Raw genomic sequence first — 19,940 nt, 5'->3', positions numbered from 1 at the left:
TCTTCACAGCAGCTGCGAGCCGTTAGCTGCACGCCGCAAGACAATCACGTAAGCCGGGCAACACCCCATGCTGCTTTTGGCCGCAGCTTGGGGCTTGCCACTTGCAGCTGCTTTTACTGCGGGTTGGCACGGGTGCTGGACAACAACTGTTTGAGCGTCGCAGCCTTTGGCTTGACCAGCCAGAAGCGGCGCACATAGTCGTCCAGGTTTTCCGAGAGCTCACGCCCCCACTCGCTGCCAGTCTCCTCGACGTACTCGGAAAGGACCCGCGCCAGATGGCTGCGGTAGGCTTCCATGGCTTCACCACTGATGCGCTGGATTTCCACCAGTTCGTGGTTGAGCTTGTCGAAGAAGCTGTTGTCCATGTCGAGCACGTAGGCGAAGCCGCCAGTCATGCCAGAGCCGAAGTTGTAACCGGTCTTGCCCAATACGCAGACAAAGCCGCCGGTCATGTATTCACAGCAGTGATCGCCGGTACCCTCGACCACCGCATGGGCGCCCGAGTTACGTACCGCGAAGCGCTCACCGGCAGTACCGGCAGCGAACAGCTTGCCGCCGGTGGCGCCATACAGGCAGGTGTTGCCGACGATAGCGCTTTCCTGGGTTTTGAACGGGCTGCCAGCAGGCGGCACGATGGTCACCTTGCCACCGGTCATGCCCTTGCCGACGTAGTCGTTGGCGTCGCCCTGCAGGTGCAGGTTGAGGCCACCGGCGTTCCACACGCCAAAGCTCTGCCCGGCAGTGCCCTTGAAGCGGAAGGTGATCGGCTTGGCGGCCATGCCCTGGTTGCCGTACAGCTTGGCGATTTCACCAGAGATACGCGCACCAATCGAACGGTCGCAGTTGCAGATGTCGAGGTCGAACTCGCCACCGGCCTGATCGCGGATCGCTGGCAAGGCCATCTCGACCATCTTCTCGGCCAGCTCGCCCTTGTCGAACGGCGGGTTCTTGTCGACTTCGCAGAACTGCGGCTTGTCGGCCGGGATGTGCGAGCTGCCCAGCAGCGGGCTGAGGTCCAGATATTGCTGACGCTCGGTGTCGCCCGGCAGCACTTCGAGCAGGTCGGTGCGACCGATCAGCTCGCCGAGGCTGCTAACGCCCAGTTTGGCCAACCACTCGCGGGTTTCTTCGGCAACGAAGGTGAAGAAGTTGATCACCATGTCGACGGTGCCGATGTAGTGGTCCTTGCGCAGCTTTTCGTTCTGCGTGGCTACACCGGTGGCGCAGTTGTTCAGGTGGCAGATACGCAGGTATTTGCAACCCAGGGCGATCATTGGCGCGGTACCGAAGCCAAAGCTTTCGGCGCCGAGAATGGCCGCCTTGATCACGTCGAGGCCGGTTTTCAGGCCGCCGTCGGTCTGCACTCGGACCTTGCCGCGCAGGTCGTTGCCGCGCAGGGTCTGGTGGGTTTCCGCCAGGCCCAGTTCCCACGGTGCACCGGCGTACTTGATCGAGGTCAGCGGCGAAGCGCCGGTGCCGCCGTCGTAGCCAGAGATGGTGATCAGGTCGGCATAGGCCTTGGCCACGCCGGCCGCGATGGTCCCGACACCGGCTTCTGCTACCAGCTTGACCGAAACCAGCGCTTGCGGATTGACCTGCTTGAGGTCGTAGATCAGCTGCGCGAGGTCTTCGATCGAGTAGATGTCATGGTGCGGCGGTGGCGAGATCAGGGTTACGCCAGGCACTGCATAGCGCAGCTTGGCGATCAGGCCGTTGACCTTGCCGCCAGGCAGCTGACCGCCCTCGCCCGGTTTGGCGCCCTGCGCGACCTTGATCTGCAGCACTTCGGCATTGACCAGGTATTCCGGGGTGACGCCAAAGCGGCCGGTGGCCACCTGTTTGATTTTCGAGCTCTTGATCGTGCCGTAACGGGCCGGGTCTTCGCCGCCCTCACCGGAGTTGGAGCGCGCGCCCAGGCGGTTCATCGCTTCGGCCAGTGCTTCATGGGCCTCGGGCGACAGCGCGCCGAGCGAGATGCCGGCCGAGTCGAAGCGCTTGAGGATGGCCTCCAGCGGCTCAACCTGGTCGATCGCCAGCGGCTGCTCGGCAACCTTGACCTTGAGCAGGTCACGGATCATCGACACCGGACGCTTGTCGACCAGCGCGGTGTATTCCTTGAACTTGGCGTAGTCGCCCTGCTGCACGGCTGCCTGCAGGGTGTTGACCACATCCGGGTTGTAGGCATGGTATTCGCCACCGTGGACGAACTTGAGCAAGCCACCTTGCTGGATCGGCTTGCGCGCGCTCCAGGCTTCGGCGGCGAGCAGCTTCTGATCGCCTTCGAGGTCGACAAAGCGCGCACCTTTGATGCGGCTCGGTACGCCCTTGAAGCTCAGGCCGACTACTTCGTCGGACAGGCCGATGGCTTCGAACAACTGCGCACCGCGGTACGAAGTGATGGTCGAGATGCCCATCTTCGACAGGATCTTGAGCAGGCCTTTGGAGATGCCTTTGCGGTAGTACTTGAACACTTCATCCAGATCGCCCAGCACTTCACCGGTGCGGATCAGGTCGGCCAGCACTTCGTAGGCCAGGTACGGGTACACCGCCGAGGCGCCGAAGCCGAGCAGCACAGCGAAGTGATGCGGGTCACGCGCGGTTGCGGTCTCGACCAGGATGTTGCTGTCGCAACGCAGGCCCTGCTCGGTCAGGCGGTGATGCACCGCGCCAACTGCCAGCGAGGCATGCACCGGCAGCTTGCCCGGGGCGATGAAGCGGTCGCTCAGCACCAGCTGGGTCTTGCCGCTGCGCACCGCTTCTTCAGCCTGATCGGCGATGTTGCGGATGGCCGCTTCCAGACCCAGGCTTTCTTCGTAGTTGAGGTCGATCAGCTGCCGCTCGAAACCTTCGCGCTCGAGGTTCATCAGCGAACGCCACTTGGCCGGGGAGATCACTGGCGAGCTGAGGATCACGCGCGAGGCGTGCTCAGGCGATTCCTGGAAGATGTTGCGCTCGGCGCCGAGGCAGATTTCCAGCGACATCACGATCGCTTCGCGCAGCGGGTCGATCGGCGGGTTGGTCACCTGAGCGAACTGCTGGCGGAAGAAGTCGTACGGCGAACGCACGCGCTGCGACAGCACGGCCATCGGCGTGTCATCGCCCATCGAGCCGACCGCTTCCTGGCCCTGTTCGCCGAGCGGACGCAGCACCTGGTCACGCTCTTCGAAGGTGACCTGGAACATCTTCATGAACTGCTTGAGCTGGTCAGCGTCGTAGCTGGCCGCGCCCTGGTCGTCGCTCAGGGTGGCCTGGATGCGCGTGGCATGCTGGCGCAACCAGCGCTTGTACGGATGGCGCGACTTGAGGCGGTTGTCGATGGCGTCGGTATCGAGGATCTGCCCGGTTTCGGTGTCCACGGCAAAGATCTGTCCAGGGCCCACGCGGCCTTTGGCAACCACGTCTTCCGGCTGGTAGCCCCATACGCCGATTTCCGAGGCGATGGTGATGTAGCCATTGCGGGTGGTGACCCAACGCGCCGGGCGCAGGCCGTTGCGGTCGAGCAGGCAGACCGCATGGCGACCTTCGGTCATGACGATACCGGCCGGGCCGTCCCACGGCTCCATGTGCATGGAGTTGTATTCGTAGAAGGCACGCAGGTCGGCGTCCATGGTCTCGACGTTCTGCCAGGCTGGCGGTACCAGCATGCGCACGCCGCGGAACAGGTCGATGCCGCCGGTAACCATCAGCTCCAGCATGTTGTCCATGCTCGATGAGTCGGAGCCGACCCGGTTGACCAGTGGGCCGAGCTCTTCGAGGTCGGGGATCAGGTCGTTGGCGAACTTGGTGCGCCGGGCCATGGCCCAGTTGCGGTTGCCGGTGATGGTGTTGATCTCGCCGTTGTGGGCGAGGAAGCGGAACGGCTGCGCCAACGGCCATTTCGGCAAGGTATTGGTCGAGAAGCGCTGGTGGAACACGCAGATCGCGGTCTGCAGGCGCTCGTCACCCAGGTCCGGGAAGAATGCGGCGAGGTCCGCCGGCATCATCAGGCCTTTGTAGATGATGGTCTTGTGCGAGAAGCTGCAGATGTAGTGATCGCTGTCGTGGGCGTTGGCCACGGACGAACGGCGACGGGCACTGAACAGCTTGATCGCGATGTCCTGATCGCTCAGGCCTTCACCACCGATGAACACCTGTTCGATCTGCGGCAGGCGCTCGAGGGCCAGACGACCCAGCACGCTGGTATCGATTGGCACCTTGCGCCAGCCGATCAGCTGCAGGCCGGCCGCGATGATTTCGCGGTCCATGTTGGCCCGCGCAGCTTCGGCTTTGATCGGGTCCTGGTTGAAGAACACCATGCCGACGGCGTACTGCTTGGGCAGTTCGGCAGCAAAGTGCTCTTTGGCCATGGCACGCAGGAACTGATCGGGCTTTTGCATGAGCAAGCCACAACCGTCACCGGTCTTGCCGTCAGCGTTGATGCCGCCGCGGTGGGTCATGCAGGTCAGCGCTTGCATGGCCGTTTGCAGGAGGTGGTGACTTGGCTCGCCCGTCATATGGGCGATCAGGCCAAAGCCACAGTTGTCCTTGAATTCTTCGGGATGGTACAGACCTGTTTTCATAGACACATTCTCACCAGGTTCGCCCCTCGACGGAGGCAAATCTCTTTTTAGTACAACCACTTACCATCCACACCGGTCGAATGCCAGCTTTTTTGCGGGGGGCAACGTGAAACCATTGTTGCACAGCGACAGGGAAGCCCACAAATTCAAACGACGAATCGTTGTAAATTTATGTCGCATTTTTGAATGTTTTTGAACATTTGCCGTGGTACGGCATGGTTCGGAGTCTGAAGCGTTTCAGCCTGAACTGCAACTAGAGGCTTGTGGCCGGCAGTCTGGGACAGAAAAGCCTGCCGCGATCACACGCAGCAGGCTAGACGAAAGTCAGGAGTCGCTCAGCAACTGGGCGGCGGGGTGGTGCCGCCCGGAAGGTATCAGCGGGTCGTGGTCAGCTCTTGTTGGACGCTGCCGACGGTACGTGGCCAAGGTTTACCAGCCTGGACCTTCGCTGGCAAGTTCTTGATTGCAGCAACTGCTGCATCACGGTTGGCAAAGTTGCCGTAAGTGACGACGTAAAGCGGTTTGCCCTGCAAGGTTTTCTTGAAGTAGCGATAGTCGCCACCCTGCGCCTTGACGAACGACTGGGCAGACGCCTCGGAGCTGGTGCCGAGAATCTGTACTACATAGTTGCCGGCTTTCTGGCTGCCGTACCAGGCGCTGTTGCCGCTGCCGCCAGCGGCAGTCGACGCAGGCTTGGCGCTGGCAACCTGGGTTGGCGCCGGGGCCGGCTTGGCCGCTGCAACAGGCTTGGCTGGCTGAGTCGCTGGCTGAGCCGGAGCAGGCTTGGGCGCAGGTGCAACCGGTTGCGCTGGCGCGCTGGCGATTGGCTGCGCAGGAGCCGCGGCAGGGCCTGCCGGCACGCCTTCAGGCGGGGCAATGGTGGTCACGGTTGGTGGATTGGCAGGCTGCAATGCGGTGTTGCCGGCTGGGCTGGCTTCTTCACCGTCACCCATGCCTGCAGCCTGGGCCAGCGGCTCGCGCATGACCGGTTGCGACTGGCCATTGAGCGGCAGTGGTGTTGGCTGCGAGCCGGAGAACTCGATAGCCGGGTTGCTGCTGTTGGCCTGGCCTTCGCCCAGCGGCAGTTGAGCCTGCGCTGCGGGTGCGTCGGTAGCAGGCTTGTCAGCGCCTTTCTTCGGCATCAGGACCGCCGCCGCTACGGCGACCACGACAACTGCAGACAGCGCGAGTACGTGTTTCTTAGGCATCTTGAACCCCATGGATGGTCGCTTCGCCGTGCTGCGCGTGGCGATCATGGCTTCGATCAAAGTGTCGCGGGCAACCTGGTTGATGTTGCCAGGCCAGCCATCCGCATGTTCGTGGATATCGGCGATCTGCTCGGCCGTGAATACCTCGATACCGCGGCCAGCGCCTTCCAGGCGTTGTTCAAGGTATTCGCGGGTTTCCTCCTCGCTGTAGGGTTCAAGCTCGATGATGTGGAAACGATCTCCCTCACCATTGAGCTGATCCAGCCCAGCAATCAGCGAAGGCTCGCCAAACAGAAATACGTGCGGGCGCCCTTCGGCAACGCCTGCCGCCAATTCCAGCAACGCTTGGAGTGCCGACTCGTCGAGTTGTTCCGCATCGTCCACCAACAGATAGACTTCCTGGCCGGTCAGGGCCAGTTGCACCACCTGCGACAGGATCGCCTGCACTTCCGGCTGCGCCACGCCAAGCGCCTGAGCCACCTGGCCGAGCACGCTGGCCGCGTCACTGGCACCGCGGGCCGAGACCACCACGCTCTGCACCGACTGCTTGTTGGTGCTGGCGACCAGCGCCTGACGCAGCAGGGTCTTGCCGCTGCCCACCGGACCTGTGACCACCAGCATTAGGTGGCTGTAACGCGCCAGGTGATGCAGTTGGCCGAGCACTGGCTTGCGCTGGGCGGGGAAGAACTTGAAACCGGGCACACGGGGCGCGAACGGATCGTGGCTCAGCTGGTAATGGTCGAGAAACGCCTCATCGGCATGCAAACTGGTCATTGCGCTGTCACAACCTCAAAGCTGGGCCACAATGGCGCGGTAATCCGCTGCCAGCGTGGCCTGAAGGATCTCTTGCGGATAGTCGTCGGTAATCACGGCTTCGCCGAGCTGGCGCAACAGCACCAGCCGCATGCGCCCGTCGAGGACCTTTTTGTCGACCGCCATATGCTCCATGAAATGCGCCGGGGTCATTTCCTGTGGTGGCACCACCGGCAATCCTGCGTCCTGCAGCAGGCGAATCGAGCGATCACGTTCGGCCTGATCAATCCAGCCCAGACGCATGGACATTTCCAGCGCCATCACGGTACCTGCAGACACCGCCTCGCCATGCAGCCAGACGCCATAGCCCATGTGGGTTTCGATGGCATGGCCAAAAGTATGGCCGAGGTTCAGCGTGGCGCGCAGGCCGGTTTCGCGCTCGTCGGCGCCGACAACCGCGGCCTTGGCCGCGCAGGAGCGACGAATCGCTTCGGTCAGCGCTGTGTTGTCGAGACCGCGCAGGGCGGTCATATTCTCTTCGAGCCAGGCGAGGAATGGCTTGTCGCAGATCAGGCCGTACTTGATCACTTCGGCCAGGCCTGCCGACAACTCGCGCGCCGGCAGCGTCTTCAGGCTGGTGGTGTCGATCAGCACCGCATTGGGCTGATAGAACGCGCCGACCATGTTCTTGCCCAGCGGATGGTTGATGCCGGTCTTGCCGCCCACCGACGAATCGACCTGGGACAACAGTGTGGTCGGCACCTGAATGAAGTCGACACCACGCTGGTAGCAGGCGGCGGCGAAACCGGCCATGTCACCGATGACCCCACCGCCCAGTGCGATCACGGTGGTGCGGCGGTCGTGGCGAGCCGTCAGCAGGCCATCGAAAATCAGTTGCAGGGTTTGCCAGTTCTTGTGTGCTTCACCGTCCGGCAGCACCACCGGCAACACCGAATAGGCACCCAGGGTCTGGCTCAGGCGCTGCAGATACAGGGGCGCGACAGTTTCGTTGGAGACAATGGCGACCTGCCGGCCGGCAATGTGCGGGGCCAGCAGTTCAGGCTGGTCCAGCAGGCCTTCGCCAATGTAGATCGGGTAGCTGCGTTCGCCCAGATCGACCTTAAGTGTCTGCATGTATCCCCACAATGTCTGGAGCGCGGCGTCGCCTGGACGACACACGCGGTAAGGTTGAACCCCTGCCTCGGCGTTGGTGGCCGAGAATAGTCCCGGCTTAGCGGGGCGGCAACTGTTCGAGGCGCTCGAGAATATCCTGGACCACCATGCGCGGCGGCCGTTCGTCGGTTTCCACGATCACGTCGGCGATCTCGCGATAGAGCGGATCTCGCGACTCGAGCAAAGCACGCAGGGTCGCTTCCGGATTGGCGGTGCGCAACAGCGGCCGATTGCGATCGCGTGCCGTGCGGCCGACCTGCTGCTCAACCGAGGCGTGCAGATAGATCACCCGGCCACCGGCATGCAGAGCACGCCGATTGGCATCACGCATGACTGCACCGCCGCCGGTAGCCACGACTACGCCGTCCAGCTCACAGAGCTCGGCAATCATCGCTTCTTCACGATCGCGAAAGCCCGGCTCGCCTTCCTTGTCGAAGATCCACGGGATATTGGCGCCCGTCCGCAGTTCGATTTCCTTGTCGGAATCCTTGAACAGCAGGCGCAGCTCTTTGGCCAACAGGCGTCCGATGGTGCTTTTGCCAGCGCCCATGGGCCCTACAAGTATCAAATTTCGCACAGAATCAACGACTCACAGCAATCGCCTGGTCACTCATGATACGCGGAGTCAGGAAGACCAGCAGCTCGGATTTTTTCTCTTGTAATGCATCGCGTCGAAACAGCCGCCCAACATACGGCAGATCACCGAAAAATGGCACCTTGTCGACCACATTGTTTTGCGTAGTCGAGTAGACGCCACCGATGACGATGGTCTGGCCGTCGGCCACGCGCACCTTGGCGTTGACCTCGTTCTTGCGAATCGGTGGAACATCGTTGAGTGCATTGACGTAATCCGGCTCGTCCTTGGTCACGCGCACGGTCATGATTACCTGACCATCGGCGGTGATCTGCGGGGTAACTTCGAGCGATAGCGAGGCTTCGCGAAACGACACCGAGGTCGCGCCGCTCTTGCTGGTTTCCTGATATGGCACTTCGGTGCCCTTGAGGATGCGCGCGGTTTCCTTGTCGGCGGTCACCACCTTGGGCTGCGAGATGATTTCGCCATTGCCGCTCTTTTCCATCGCGCTGAGCTCCAGATCCAGCAAGGCGTCGCCGCGCAGCAACCCCAGACCCACCGCTGAAGTTGGCCGATCCACGCCGAGATCGACGAACAGCCCTTTGCCGCTGCGGCCTTCGGCGCCGCTGAACGGCTTGCCCCAGCGCACCCCGAGGCTTTTTTCATAGTCGACGTTGGCTTCGACAATGCGTGCTTCGATCAGCACCTGCCGCACCGGCACATCCAGCTCGGTGACCAGTCGGCGCAGCTCGGCAAGTCGCTCTGCCGGTTGATGTGCCACCAGCGTGTTGGTCCGCGCATCGACACCCAGGCTGCCGCGCCCGGTCAGGATGCCGTCGTCGGCCAAGGTCGCCAGCAGCAACTCGGCCAGCTCCGCTGCCTTGGCGTGATGCACTGGCAACAACGCGCGTTCGAGCGGCTGCAACTGGGCGTCCAGCTCCCGGCCCAGCCGTTCTTCGCGGGATTGCCCAGCCAGCTCGGCCGCCGGCGCTACCAGCAGCACATTGCCTTCCTGCCGGCTCGCCAGCCCTTTGCTGCGCAGGACCAGATCCAGCGCCTGATCCCAGGGCACCTGTATCAACCTCAGAGTAACGTTGCCGTTTGCCGTATCACTGACCACCAGGTTGATCCCAGCATAGTCGGCCAGCACCTGCAGCACTGCGCGAACTTCAACATCCTGAAAATTCAGCGACAGCGGTTCACCCTGATAGGTCTTCGCTTGCGCCCCGTGCATCGCCAGAACCGTCGCCAGCAGCATTGCCAGTTGTCCGAGCTTCATCCATGCCTCCTTGCGTCACAGGCTTTCGTAACCCAACCAGGGTTGATCGCTCCTGCCAGGCGCCACCAAGCAAGACCTGCTCGCGCACCTCCATCTGCCGTTCGTCGACCCGCACAACCACACCCTGGTCGCGACCCAATGGGTCACCCGCGCGCACGCGATACAAACGCCCGGACCACCACACCAGAGCCTGATACTGGCCATCGCGGGCGAGGCTGCCGACCATCTGCAACTGAGCCAGCGGCACCCGGGCCAGACCATCGGCTGCGCTGCGTGCAGACCAGGCCTGGAATGGATCGACCCGCGCCGGCGGTGCCCGCTGCCTGGCGGCTTCATGCGCTAGCGAGGTCGGCGCCGGTAACTGCTGGCCCGCGTCAAAGGCCTGCACGTGCAAGCGCAGCCGCAGCATCCCGGGCTGGTCTGCTGCGGCAAGCTGCAGGGTCGAGACGTGCAGCAGGCGGATCTGACCCAGCCAGTCATCCAGCCATGCCCGCAGTGCCGGGTAATTGCCGATCACCTGCAACTGGAGCGGCGCGACCAGGTAGCCGGCCGCCTGGCTCGGCTCGCCGACATCCACCTGCTCGATCAGCAGCCCATGGGCATGGCCTAACCGCGCCAACTGATCGAGCAGGTCGCTCATTTCCTGCCCAGCCGCCAAGCGCCAGCGGGCGTCCTGCAACTGCACCTTACTGTCAGCAAGTGCCTCCTGCGCGGCGGGCAAGCCCTGCACGCCTAGCGCCTTGACCCCGAACGCCTGCTCCAGTGCTTGCAGTGTTGCCGCCTGCATCCGGTAGGTGCGCTGCACACCCTCAAAGCGCATCAGCCAGGCCACACTGGCCACAATCAGCAGCGGTACGAGCAGCATCGCCAGCCTGGCCAGCAGCGAACTGCTCACCACTTGCTGCCAGTCGGGAGGCCATGGCCCGCTCACAGCTCAGGCGCCGGCAGACGTGCCAGCAACAGGAACTCATCGCCGTCGGCAACTGCACGGATATGCTTCAGTTCAAGCGCGTCGAATTGCCTTGATTGCTGCAGATCGCGGATGAACTGCGCCACTATCGCAGGCGACGCCGCCAACCCGAGCAGTTGCAACTGCCCCTCCTGGATGGACATCTCGGTCAGCTGCAAACTGGCACCGAGTGCCCGCTCCAGCTCAGCGAACATCCTCGGCAGCAGGTCTTGGCCATTGCGCAGCGCTTGCAGCGCTGCTGACTGCGCCATTACATCAGCGTGGCTGCCCTGCACCGCCTCCAACTGCTGCAGTTGGATGTCGAGTCGGGCGACGTCAGCCTGGCGCTCGGCAATCGCCGCCAGTTGCTGCTGACCACGCTGGCGCGCCAGCTGGTCAAGCATGATCACGCCGGCGAGCGCCAGCAGCAGGCTGCCAATCAGTGCCAGCTGAAACCGTCGCAGCGCTGCCAGCCGCTGCCGTTCGCGCCAGGGCAGCAGGTTCAAACGCAGCATCAGCAGGCACCGCCGAGTGCCAGAGCGCAGGCCAGCGCCATGTGCGGCGCCACCCGCGCCAGCTCGGCACGATTGCTCAGGCCAGCCGAGCCCAGACCGTGCAACGGCGACAGCGCATCGCAGGGCAATCGAGCAGCGAAAGCGGGTAGCCAGCGTGATGCCTGTTCGCTGGCCGCGACCACCTGCACACCGTGCTCGCCTGGCAGCGCCGCTGCGCACAACTCAAGCACGCGCTGCAGGCGTGCATCGTCCGGCTCATGGGCGCCAAAAGTCAGTTCCTGACGCTGTGGCAGGCCACTTGCCGACCAGCTATGTAACGCTGCCCCGCCCTGCTCGATACGCAGCAACGCCTGGCCGTCGGGCACCAGCCGGCGCAGGGCGATGCTGTCGACTTCGACTGCCACCGCGCACAGGCCTGCGGCCTCCAGCAGCTGCTCGAGCTGATCCAGTGAGCGCTGGCGGCAAGCGGCAACCAGCACATTGACATGCCCCACCGGCTCGACTGCCGGGCCGAGCACCTGAAAGTCCAACGCCAGGTCTTCCAGGGCAAACGGGAACATCTGCTCGGCATCGACCAGCAGGCGCTGCTCCAGTTGAGCCGCCGACAAGCCTGCTGGGAGGCAACAAAGCTTGCACAACGTCGCCCCGCCCGGCAGCGCAACTGCAACCTGCGCACACCGATTACCGCAGCGCTCAAAGGCGCAGCGCAGCGCGTCTATCAGAGCATCTGGGGCTTGCGCCCAGTCATTGCCAACTGCCCCCGGCAGCGGCTGATACGCCCAGCCAACGACCTGCTCAGTCCCCTGGCGCCCATGCAATTGCAGCATGCGCACCGAGTCGGCGGCTATTTCCACACCCAACAATGAACCGGCATCCTTGCCCAAGCGTCCAAGCATCGCTGTCTCCCTGCTCCATGATTGTCAGCCCGCGCCATTGGCCCGACCGGTCGCCCCGACGGTCGCCCGATGGGGCGAAAACTGCTTATAATGCCCAGCGTTTTTGCCTGTCCGCCGGACCTGTGCGCACTCCATTTCTCAACCTGGACACCCAAAAGCCTTGATACGCCTGCTGAAGTTCTTCTGGTGGTCTTTCGTCGCAGTCATCTGTGCCCTCGTACTCGGTCTGAGCGGGGCGTTTCTGTATCTTAGTCCCAGCCTGCCCTCGGTCGACTCGCTCAGAAGCATCCAGTTGCAGATCCCCCTGAGGGTTTACAGCAGCGATGGCAAGCTGATTGCCGAGTTTGGCGAAATGCGCCGCTCGCCGATCCGCTTCGCGGAAATTCCCCCACAGTTCATTCAGGCGCTTCTGTCAGCCGAAGACGACAATTTCCTCAACCATTACGGGGTCGATCCGAGCAGCTTGATGCGTGCCGCGACCCAACTGGTCAAATCTGGTCATATCCAGACGGGTGGCAGCACGATCACCATGCAGGTGGCGAAGAACTTCTTCCTTACCAGCGAGCGCAGCTTCTCGCGCAAGACCAACGAAATCCTGCTGGCCCTGCAGATCGAACGCGAACTGACCAAGGACGAGATCCTTGAGCTGTACGTCAACAAGATCTACCTGGGTAACCGCGCCTACGGCATCGACGCCGCAGCGCAGGTCTACTACGGCAAGTCGATCCGCGACGTCAGCCTGGCGCAGATGGCCATGATCGCCGGCCTGCCGAAGGCCCCTTCGCGCTTCAACCCGCTGGCCAACCCGACCCGGGCCAAAGAGCGCCGCGACTGGATCCTCGGGCGTATGTACAAACTCGGCAAGATCGACCAGACCAGCTACGAGACCGCCCTGGCCGAGCCGCTGAACGCCAGTTACCACGTGCCGACGCCGGAAGTGAACGCGCCGTACATTGCCGAAATGGCCCGTGCTGAAATGGTTGGTCGTTATGGCAGTGAGGCCTACACCGAAGGCTTCCGGGTGACCACCACGGTGCCTAGCGATATGCAGAACATGGCCAACAGCGCCGTGCTCAATGGCTTGTCCGATTACGATGAGCGCCATGGCTACCGCGGCCCTGAGTCACGCTTCCCGGGCAAGACCCACGCCGCCTGGCTGCAGGAGCTGGGCAAGCAGCGCACCCTTGGCGGGCTGGAGCCAGCCATCGTCACCCAGGTCGACAAGACCGGCCTGAAAGTGCTCACCCGCAACGGCGAAGAGCAGGACGTGGCCTGGGAAACCATGAAATGGGCGCGGCCGTATCTGAACACCAACGCTCAAGGCCGGGCGCCACAATCGCCTGCCGATGTCGCCCAGGTCGGCGACCTGATCCGCGTGCAGCGCCTGGATGAAGGCAAGCTCAAGTTCAGCCAGGTCCCGGGCGCGCAGAGTGCGTTGGTCACCCTCGACCCGTACAACGGCGCGATCCGCGCCCTGGTCGGTGGCTTCTCGTTCGAGCAGAGCAACTACAACCGCGCCATGCAGGCCAAGCGTCAGCCGGGCTCGAGCTTCAAACCGTTCGTCTACAGCGCGGCCCTGGACAGCGGCTACACCGCCGCGAGTCTGGTCAACGACGCGCCGATCGTGTTTGTCGATGAGTACCTGGACAAGGTCTGGCGGCCGAAAAACGACACCAACACCTTCCTTGGCCCGATCCGCATGCGCGAAGCGCTGTACAAGTCGCGCAACCTGGTCTCGATCCGCCTGCTGCAGGCGATGGGCGTCGACCGCACCATCGACTACATCGCCAAGTTCGGCTTCAACAAGCAGGACCTGCCGCGCAACCTGTCGCTGGCGCTCGGCACCGCGACCCTGACCCCGATGGAAATTGCCACCGGCTGGAGCACCTTCGCCAACGGCGGCTACAAGATCAGCCCGTACCTGATCGAGCGCATCGAGAGCCGCAACGGCGATACCCTGTTTACTGCCAACCCTGCACATGTGCCGCAGGGCGGCGGCAGCGATGAGGCCGGCATCGCCGCGCCAGAGCAGCCGATCAGCAGCAGCGGCATGCCGGGCGAAGCGCCGACCGCCAACGCCCAGTTCAGTGCGCAGGCACCAGTGCTCGCCGAACAGATCATCGACCCGCGCACCAGCTACATCCTCACCAGCATGCTGCAGGACGTGATCAAGCGCGGCACCGGCCGCCGGGCGATGGCTCTGGGCCGCACCGATCTGGCTGGCAAGACCGGTACCACCAACGAATCGAAGGACGCCTGGTTCTCCGGCTACAACGCCGACTACGTGACCACTGTCTGGGTTGGCTTCGACCAGCCAGAAACCCTCGGCCGCCGCGAATACGGCGGCACTGCGGCTCTGCCGATCTGGATGAGTTTCATGGGCGCCGCCTTGAAAGACAAACCCAACCACGCTCCAGCCGAACCTGAAGGCATCCTCAGCCTGCGGGTCGATCCGGTCAGCGGCCGCGCAGCGACCCCAAGCACGCCGAACGCCTACTTCGAACTGTTCAAGGCCGAAGATTCGCCGCCGTCGGTGGATGAACTGGGCAACGGCGCAGCGCCTGGCAGCCCGCTGCCAGCGGACGAAGCAGCGCCGATGGACCTGTTCTAAGCCCAAAAGCCGGGGCCGCAGAGCGGCCCTAGCTCTTGATCTGCGCCAGCGCAGCGAGGCGTGCTCTTGATCTGCTTTTGATCTTGATCCACCGGCGACTCAGGAGGCCGAGCGCAGGTCTTGCGGAGGGAGGTGACGGGCATGGATGCCCGTCAAGCGCTGCGGGCCAGGAGGGCCCGTTCAGTGCGGTCCTCCCGGGAGCAAGACCGGAGCGAGGGAACCCCGCAGCGCAGCGCAGGGGCCGGATGTGGAGCCAAGCATTTTTTTGGTTACTTTTTTGGGGCGTTTGCCAAAAAAGTGACTCGCCGTAAGGGCGAAAGGGGCCCGCAAGGCCACCACAGAAAATGGATAAGACCACAGGAACAGTGAGCGAACCACAGATAGCCGGGGCCGCTGCGCGACCCTTTCGCGACACAAGGCCGCTCCTACACGGACCGCCGTTGAGCTGCGCGGTGTGGCCGCCGCGGCAAACCAAACCCCAGCCATAAAAAAACCGGCCCATCAGAGCCGGTTTTTCATAACGCCATGCCTATTAACCGTTGAACACATCGTCCACGCTTTTCAGCGGGTAGTGCTTCGGATAAGGCAGGGTAGCAACACCGCTTTCGATCGCAGCCTTGGCCACCGCATCAGAAACCAGAGTAATCAAACGTGGATCCATCGGCTTCGGAATGATGTACTCACGACCAAACTCCAGGGCCTGCACGCCGTACGCATCGCAGACTTCCTTAGGCACTGGCTGCTTGGCCAGGTCCTTCAGAGCGATGGCCGCAGCGATCTTCATCTCTTCGTTGATGCGCTTGGCACGAACGTCCAGAGCACCACGGAAGATGAACGGGAAGCCCAGAACGTTGTTGACCTGGTTCGGGTAGTCGGAACGACCGGTAGCCATGATCACGTCGTTACGAGTGGCGTGAGCCAGTTCCGGGCTGATCTCTGGATCCGGGTTCGAGCAAGCGAACACGATCGGGTTGGCAGCCATCGACTTGAGGCCTTCAGCGCTCAGCAGATTCGGGCCGGACAGACCTACGAATACGTCAGCACCTTGCAGGGCATCAGCCAGGCTGCGCTTGTCGGTAGCGTGGGCGAACTGCGCCTTGTACTGATTCAGGTCTTCACGGCCGGAGTGGATAACACCGGTACGGTCGATCATGAAGATGTTCTCGACCTTGGCACCCATGCTGACCAGCAGCTTCATGCAGGAGATCGCGGCAGCGCCGGCGCCCAGGCAGACGATCTGCGCTTCTTCGAGCTTCTTGCCGGCGATTTCGAGGGCGTTGATCATGCCGGCCGCGGTGACGATGGCGGTGCCATGCTGGTCATCGTGGAATACCGGAATGTCGCACTGCTCGATCAGGGTGCGTTCGATTTCGAAGCACTCTGGCGCTTTGATGTCTTCGAGGTTGATACCGCCGAAGGTGATCGAGATACGGCGCACGGTGTCGATGAAGGCCTGTGGGCTTTCCGACTCGACTTCGATGTCGAATACATCGATACCGGCGAAACGCTTGAACAGAACGCCCTTGCCTTCCATGACCGGCTTGGAAGCCAGTGGGCCGAGGTCACCCAGGCCAAGAATGGCGGTACCGTCGGAGATCACTGCGACCAGGTTGCCCTTGCCGGTGTACTTGTAAGCCAGCTCTGGATCACGACCGATCTCGCGCACAGGTTCGGCAACGCCCGGGCTGTAGGCCAGGGACAGGTCGCGCGCAGTGGCAGTTGGCTTGGTGAGCTCGACGCTCAGTTTCCCCGGACGAGGCTGAGCATGATATTCGAGAGCGGCGGTTTTCAGGTCTGACATGGTGGGCAATTCCGCTTATTTACTGTTCTGACGGACCGCCGAGGATACGCAAAGTGCCGGGGGGCGACAAGACTGCCCGGTCACATGTGTCAAGGCCCATGGCCTACGACTTTACGCTACAACCCACGCGGCATGCGGGATTCAGTGTGTACAATTGCAGGCATTAATGTCTACAATTTTTTAGCTAGAGGCCCGTTTGAGCATGCTCGGATCGGTCAATGGCAGCAGCCAGCGACGCTGCCCGGGCTTGATCACACCCTTGCGGGAACGGTCGATCACCCAGCCGCGGACCTCGACCTGGCGCCCTTTGAGGTTATCGAAGAAGCGCGCCGGGAAGTGCCGCTGCAGACGAGCGGGCACCTGCACCACCACGCGTTCGCCAAGGTCCAGCCAGACCCCGCCCCGATTGCGCTCGATACGCCTCACGGTGCCGCTGAGCACGGCAAATCCGGACTGGCGCAGGGCGCTCTCGCGCTGCACCGGCGATTGCCGCCACAGCCCGAGGCGAGCAGAACGAGCCGCCTGCTCGGCCGCATCCTGGCAGCCCGCCAGGCGCACATTGGGCGCTATGGCCACGCGCAAGCCAAGGCCCTCGCTGAGCAGCACCGCCTCAAGATTGTCGCCATTACGCCCATAGATATGCGCCAGAGTGCGGCCATATTTGTCTTTCGCCTCAGCTCCGCGCACCAGCCCGACCCGGCCATCACTGGCCTTGATCAAAGCCTGCAGGCGCTGCCTGGCGGCTTCGGCATACGGCTCACTCGGGCGGCCCTTGCGCCCTAGCTCAGGGGCATTGATGCCGATCAGGCGTACGCTGCGGCCATCGCTCAGGCGCACGGTGTCGCCATCCAGCACCTGACGCACGGCGACTTGCTGCGGCTTGACCGGCAATGGGCAGAAGGCCTGCGCCGGCATGGCACAAATCGCGGCCATAAAAAAAGCGCCCACAAGGGACGCTTTTCGTTGCAGCAGCGCGAGAGCCAAGGGCTTCGCCATGCGCAATCTTACTTCTTGGCACCGAACATGCCGAAGCGATCTGCGAACTTCTGTACGCGACCACCGGTGTCCAGGACTTTCTGCTTGCCAGTGTAGAACGGGTGGCACAGGGAGCACACGTCGATCGCCAGCGGCTTGGCCAGGGTCGAACGGGTTTCGAATTTGGCGCCGCAGCTGCAGGTGACTGCAACTACTTCGTAGTTCGGATGAATATTCTCTTTCATGGTCACTTCCTCGAGCTGCGTGCCGCCACCCAACACCTATTGTTGAATACCGCACGTAATTAGGCGGGGAATAATACCAGAGCGCAGCGTCAGCGCAAGTTGTCGCACGCACCGACCGTCGTCTGCTAGGCTCGGCGCTGCCCTGAACTGTTCCGAAATGCCCTTCAGAGACCTTCTGCGTGTCCGACGTCATCCTGCGCCTTGCCCTGCCCTCGCCCCTGCGTCGCCTGTTCGACTACCGGGCCACGGCCGCCATGGCCCGCCAGCCGCTGACCCCGGGCATGCGTATCCGCGTGCCGTTTGGTCGGCGCGAGATGATCGGCATCCTGGTCGAGGTCTGCGCCAGCAGTGAGGTGCCGGCCGACAAGCTCAAGCCTGCGATTGCCCTGCTCGACCCAACCTCGCCGCTGCCGCCAGCGCTGTTCAAGCTGTGCCTGTGGACCGCTCAGTACTATCAGCACAGCTTGGGCGATACCCTGAGCTGGGCGCTGCCAGTGCTGCTGCGCCAGGGCGAAGCAGCCGAAATCCGCCAGGAGCGGTTCTGGCAGGTCACCGCTGACGCGCGCCTGGACGACCCGCGGATTGCCCGCGCGCCGCGTCAGCGCGAAGCCCTGCAGACCTTGTCGCAGCACCCGCACGGCGTTGCCCACAGCCTGTTGAGTAAACTGGGCCTGAACAAGGACAGCCTCGACCTGCTGCTGGCCAAACAGCTGGTCCAGCTCGAGGTGCGCCGGCAACGCCCGGCTACCCGCCATGAACACTGGCTGGCGCAGCCGGAGCTGCCGCTCAACGACGAACAGCGGGCAGCCTTCGAAGCCGTGCGCTCGGGCTTTGGCAGCTTCCATGCGTTTCTTTTGGCAGGGGTTACCGGCAGCGGCAAGACCGAGGTCTACCTGCAACTGATCCGCGAAACCCTGGAGGCCGGCAAGCAGGCGCTGGTGCTGATCCCCGAGATCAACCTCGGCCCGCAGACCCTGGCGCGCTTCGAGCAGCGCTTCAATGCGCGCATCGCTCTGCTGCACTCGGCGGTGAACGACCGTGAGCGCCTGGATGCCTGGCTGGCGGCGCGGGATGGCGAAGCCGACATCATTATCGGCACCCGTTCGGCGCTGTTCACGCCAATGAAAAACCCTGGCCTGATCATCATCGACGAAGAGCACGACGGCTCATATAAACAGCAGGAGGGCCTGCGCTACCACGCCCGCGATCTGGCGCTGGTACGCGCGCATCAAGAGAACGTACCCATTCTGCTCGGATCGGCCACGCCCTCGCTGGAGAGCCTGCACAACGCCCACACCGGCCGTTACGGCCTGCTGCGCATGAACCACCGCGCCGGGGGTGCGAAACAGCCGCGCTTCCTGCGCCTCGACGTGCGCAGCCGGCCGCTGGACAGCGGCATCAGTGGCCCGCTGCAACAGGCCATCGGCAAGACCCTCGAAGCCGGCCAGCAGGTGCTGGTATTCCTCAACCGGCGCGGTTTTGCCCCGACACTGCTGTGCCACGACTGTGGCTGGATGTCGGGCTGCCCGCGCTGTGATGCACGCATGACCGTGCACCAGCGTTCCGGCGTGCTGCGCTGCCACCACTGCGGCTATGACGAGCGCCTGCCGCTGCGCTGCCCCAAGTGCGCGCATGTCGACCTGCGCCCAGTGGGTGCCGGCACCGAGCGCGCCGAAGAGCGCCTGAAAGTACTGTTCCCGGACTTCCCGGTATTGCGCGTGGACCGCGACAGCACATCGCGCAAAGACGCCATGCACAACCTGTTCACCACCATCCAGCGCGGCCAGCCGAGCATCCTCGTCGGCACGCAGATGCTCGCCAAGGGCCACCATTTTCCGCGAGTTACTCTGGTGGCGATCCTCGATGCCGATGGCGGGCTGTTCTCTGGCGACTTCCGCGCCAGCGAGCGCATGGCCCAGTTGATCGTGCAGGTCGCCGGCCGCGCCGGGCGCGCCGAAGAGCCGGGCAAGGTCATCGTGCAGACCCACCTGGCCGAGCACCCGCTGCTGGTGCAGCTGACTGAAGAAGGCTACTTCGCCTTTGCCGAACAGGCCCTGAGCGAACGCCGCAGCGCCGGCCTGCCGCCCTTCGCCCACCTCGCCCTGCTGCGCGCCGAAGCGCACAAGCCGGGCCAGGCCGAAGGGTTTCTGGATGAAGCGTGCAGCGCCGCCGAGCGCTTGCTGGCCGAACAAGGCGGCCAGGGCATCGAGTTGCTCGGCCCGGTGCCGGCACCGATGGAACGCCGCGCCGGGCGCTTTCGCGCGCAGCTATTGTTGCAGGCCAGCGCCCGCGCGCCGCTGCACCGGCTGATCAGCGCCTGGCTGCTGGAGCTGGAACAGATGCCCAGCGGGCGTCAGGTGCGCTGGTCGCTGGACGTCGATCCGGTCGACCTGTACTGAGCT

At 63.4% G+C, this 19,940-nt stretch carries 13 protein-coding genes; 2 read left to right on the top strand and 11 right to left on the bottom strand.

Annotated features, from left to right (window positions below; translation table 11 throughout):
• Positions 1-113 precede the first annotated feature (113 nt).
• The 8 genes from gltB to pilM all read right to left on the bottom strand — a co-directional run bounded on the left by gltB (position 114) and on the right by pilM (position 11,906).
• Entirely contained in the window at positions 114-4,559 is a 4,446-nt protein-coding gene (gene gltB / locus K3F44_RS21225) for a glutamate synthase large subunit (RefSeq protein WP_220632916.1), read from the bottom strand.
• Between the two features lie 374 nt (positions 4,560-4,933).
• Positions 4,934-6,541 carry an AAA family ATPase gene (locus tag K3F44_RS21220; RefSeq protein ID WP_181088359.1) on the bottom strand — a complete coding sequence of 536 codons (1,608 nt, stop codon included), beginning with the start codon at positions 6,539-6,541 and terminating at the stop codon, positions 4,934-4,936.
• Positions 6,542-6,556: 15 nt separating this feature from the next.
• Positions 6,557-7,654 (bottom strand): 3-dehydroquinate synthase, encoded by a 1,098-nt coding sequence (gene aroB / locus K3F44_RS21215; RefSeq protein ID WP_101315517.1) that lies wholly within the window; start codon positions 7,652-7,654, stop codon positions 6,557-6,559.
• Between the two features lie 97 nt (positions 7,655-7,751).
• Positions 7,752-8,270: a shikimate kinase AroK gene (gene aroK, locus K3F44_RS21210; protein WP_101315515.1), complete on the bottom strand. Its 519-nt coding sequence runs from the start codon at positions 8,268-8,270 to the stop codon at positions 7,752-7,754.
• 4 nt (positions 8,271-8,274) lie between these two features.
• The gene (locus tag K3F44_RS21205; protein WP_150573352.1) at positions 8,275-9,546 is read right to left on the bottom strand and encodes a type IV pilus secretin PilQ; all 1,272 of its coding nucleotides are present in this window, start codon (positions 9,544-9,546) and stop codon (positions 8,275-8,277) included.
• Entirely contained in the window at positions 9,467-10,441 is a 975-nt protein-coding gene (locus K3F44_RS21200; RefSeq protein ID WP_220632915.1) for a pilus assembly protein PilP, read from the bottom strand. The genes K3F44_RS21205 and K3F44_RS21200 overlap by 80 nt, the downstream gene beginning before the upstream one ends.
• A 32-nt stretch (positions 10,442-10,473) precedes the next feature.
• Positions 10,474-11,010: a PilN domain-containing protein gene (locus K3F44_RS21195; protein ID WP_220632914.1), complete on the bottom strand. Its 537-nt coding sequence runs from the start codon at positions 11,008-11,010 to the stop codon at positions 10,474-10,476.
• The gene (gene pilM, locus K3F44_RS21190) at positions 11,010-11,906 is read right to left on the bottom strand and encodes a type IV pilus biogenesis protein PilM (RefSeq protein ID WP_220632913.1); all 897 of its coding nucleotides are present in this window, start codon (positions 11,904-11,906) and stop codon (positions 11,010-11,012) included. The genes K3F44_RS21195 and pilM overlap by 1 nt, the downstream gene beginning before the upstream one ends.
• A 160-nt stretch (positions 11,907-12,066) precedes the next feature.
• On the opposite strand from pilM, the gene K3F44_RS21185 reads away from it, so the two are divergent.
• A complete protein-coding gene (locus K3F44_RS21185) occupies positions 12,067-14,517 on the top strand; it encodes a penicillin-binding protein 1A (RefSeq protein WP_220632912.1) in 2,451 nt (816 codons plus the stop codon).
• Positions 14,518-15,049: 532 nt separating this feature from the next.
• Here K3F44_RS21185 and K3F44_RS21180 read toward each other — a convergent pair.
• The 3 genes from K3F44_RS21180 to rpmE form a co-directional block, all read right to left on the bottom strand.
• Entirely contained in the window at positions 15,050-16,318 is a 1,269-nt protein-coding gene (locus K3F44_RS21180; protein WP_150570375.1) for a malic enzyme-like NAD(P)-binding protein, read from the bottom strand.
• A gap of 180 nt (positions 16,319-16,498) precedes the next feature.
• The gene (locus tag K3F44_RS21175; RefSeq protein ID WP_220632911.1) at positions 16,499-17,320 is read right to left on the bottom strand and encodes a thermonuclease family protein; all 822 of its coding nucleotides are present in this window, start codon (positions 17,318-17,320) and stop codon (positions 16,499-16,501) included.
• Positions 17,321-17,322: 2 nt separating this feature from the next.
• Positions 17,323-17,538, bottom strand: coding sequence for a 50S ribosomal protein L31 (gene rpmE, locus K3F44_RS21170; RefSeq protein WP_101315499.1), 216 nt, complete (start codon positions 17,536-17,538; stop codon positions 17,323-17,325).
• 179 nt (positions 17,539-17,717) lie between these two features.
• Between rpmE and K3F44_RS21165 the strand changes: the two genes are divergently transcribed.
• Positions 17,718-19,937 (top strand): primosomal protein N', encoded by a 2,220-nt coding sequence (locus tag K3F44_RS21165; RefSeq protein WP_220632910.1) that lies wholly within the window; start codon positions 17,718-17,720, stop codon positions 19,935-19,937.
• Positions 19,938-19,940: the final 3 nt, after the last annotated feature.

Source organism: Pseudomonas sp. S07E 245 (assembly GCF_019599025.1).
Classification (GTDB): Bacteria; Pseudomonadota; Gammaproteobacteria; order Pseudomonadales; family Pseudomonadaceae; genus Aquipseudomonas; species Aquipseudomonas shirazensis.
The sequence above is the reverse complement of the archived record's forward strand: the minus strand, read 5'-3'. Positions and strand labels throughout refer to the sequence as shown.

What these genes read in the sequence shown, in the direction of transcription:
- gltB (WP_220632916.1), bottom strand. Translation starts at nt 4,559, where the DNA reads ATGAAAACAGGTCTGTACCATCCCGAAGAATTCAAGGACAACTGTGGC.
- K3F44_RS21220 (WP_181088359.1), bottom strand. Translation starts at nt 6,541, where the DNA reads ATGACCAGTTTGCATGCCGATGAGGCGTTTCTCGACCATTACCAGCTG.
- aroB (WP_101315517.1), bottom strand. Translation starts at nt 7,654, where the DNA reads ATGCAGACACTTAAGGTCGATCTGGGCGAACGCAGCTACCCGATCTAC.
- K3F44_RS21205 (WP_150573352.1), bottom strand. Translation starts at nt 9,546, where the DNA reads ATGAAGCTCGGACAACTGGCAATGCTGCTGGCGACGGTTCTGGCGATG.
- K3F44_RS21195 (WP_220632914.1), bottom strand. Translation starts at nt 11,010, where the DNA reads ATGCTGCGTTTGAACCTGCTGCCCTGGCGCGAACGGCAGCGGCTGGCA.
- pilM (WP_220632913.1), bottom strand. Translation starts at nt 11,906, where the DNA reads ATGCTTGGACGCTTGGGCAAGGATGCCGGTTCATTGTTGGGTGTGGAA.
- K3F44_RS21180 (WP_150570375.1), bottom strand. Translation starts at nt 16,318, where the DNA reads ATGTCAGACCTGAAAACCGCCGCTCTCGAATATCATGCTCAGCCTCGT.
- rpmE (WP_101315499.1), bottom strand. Translation starts at nt 17,538, where the DNA reads ATGAAAGAGAATATTCATCCGAACTACGAAGTAGTTGCAGTCACCTGC.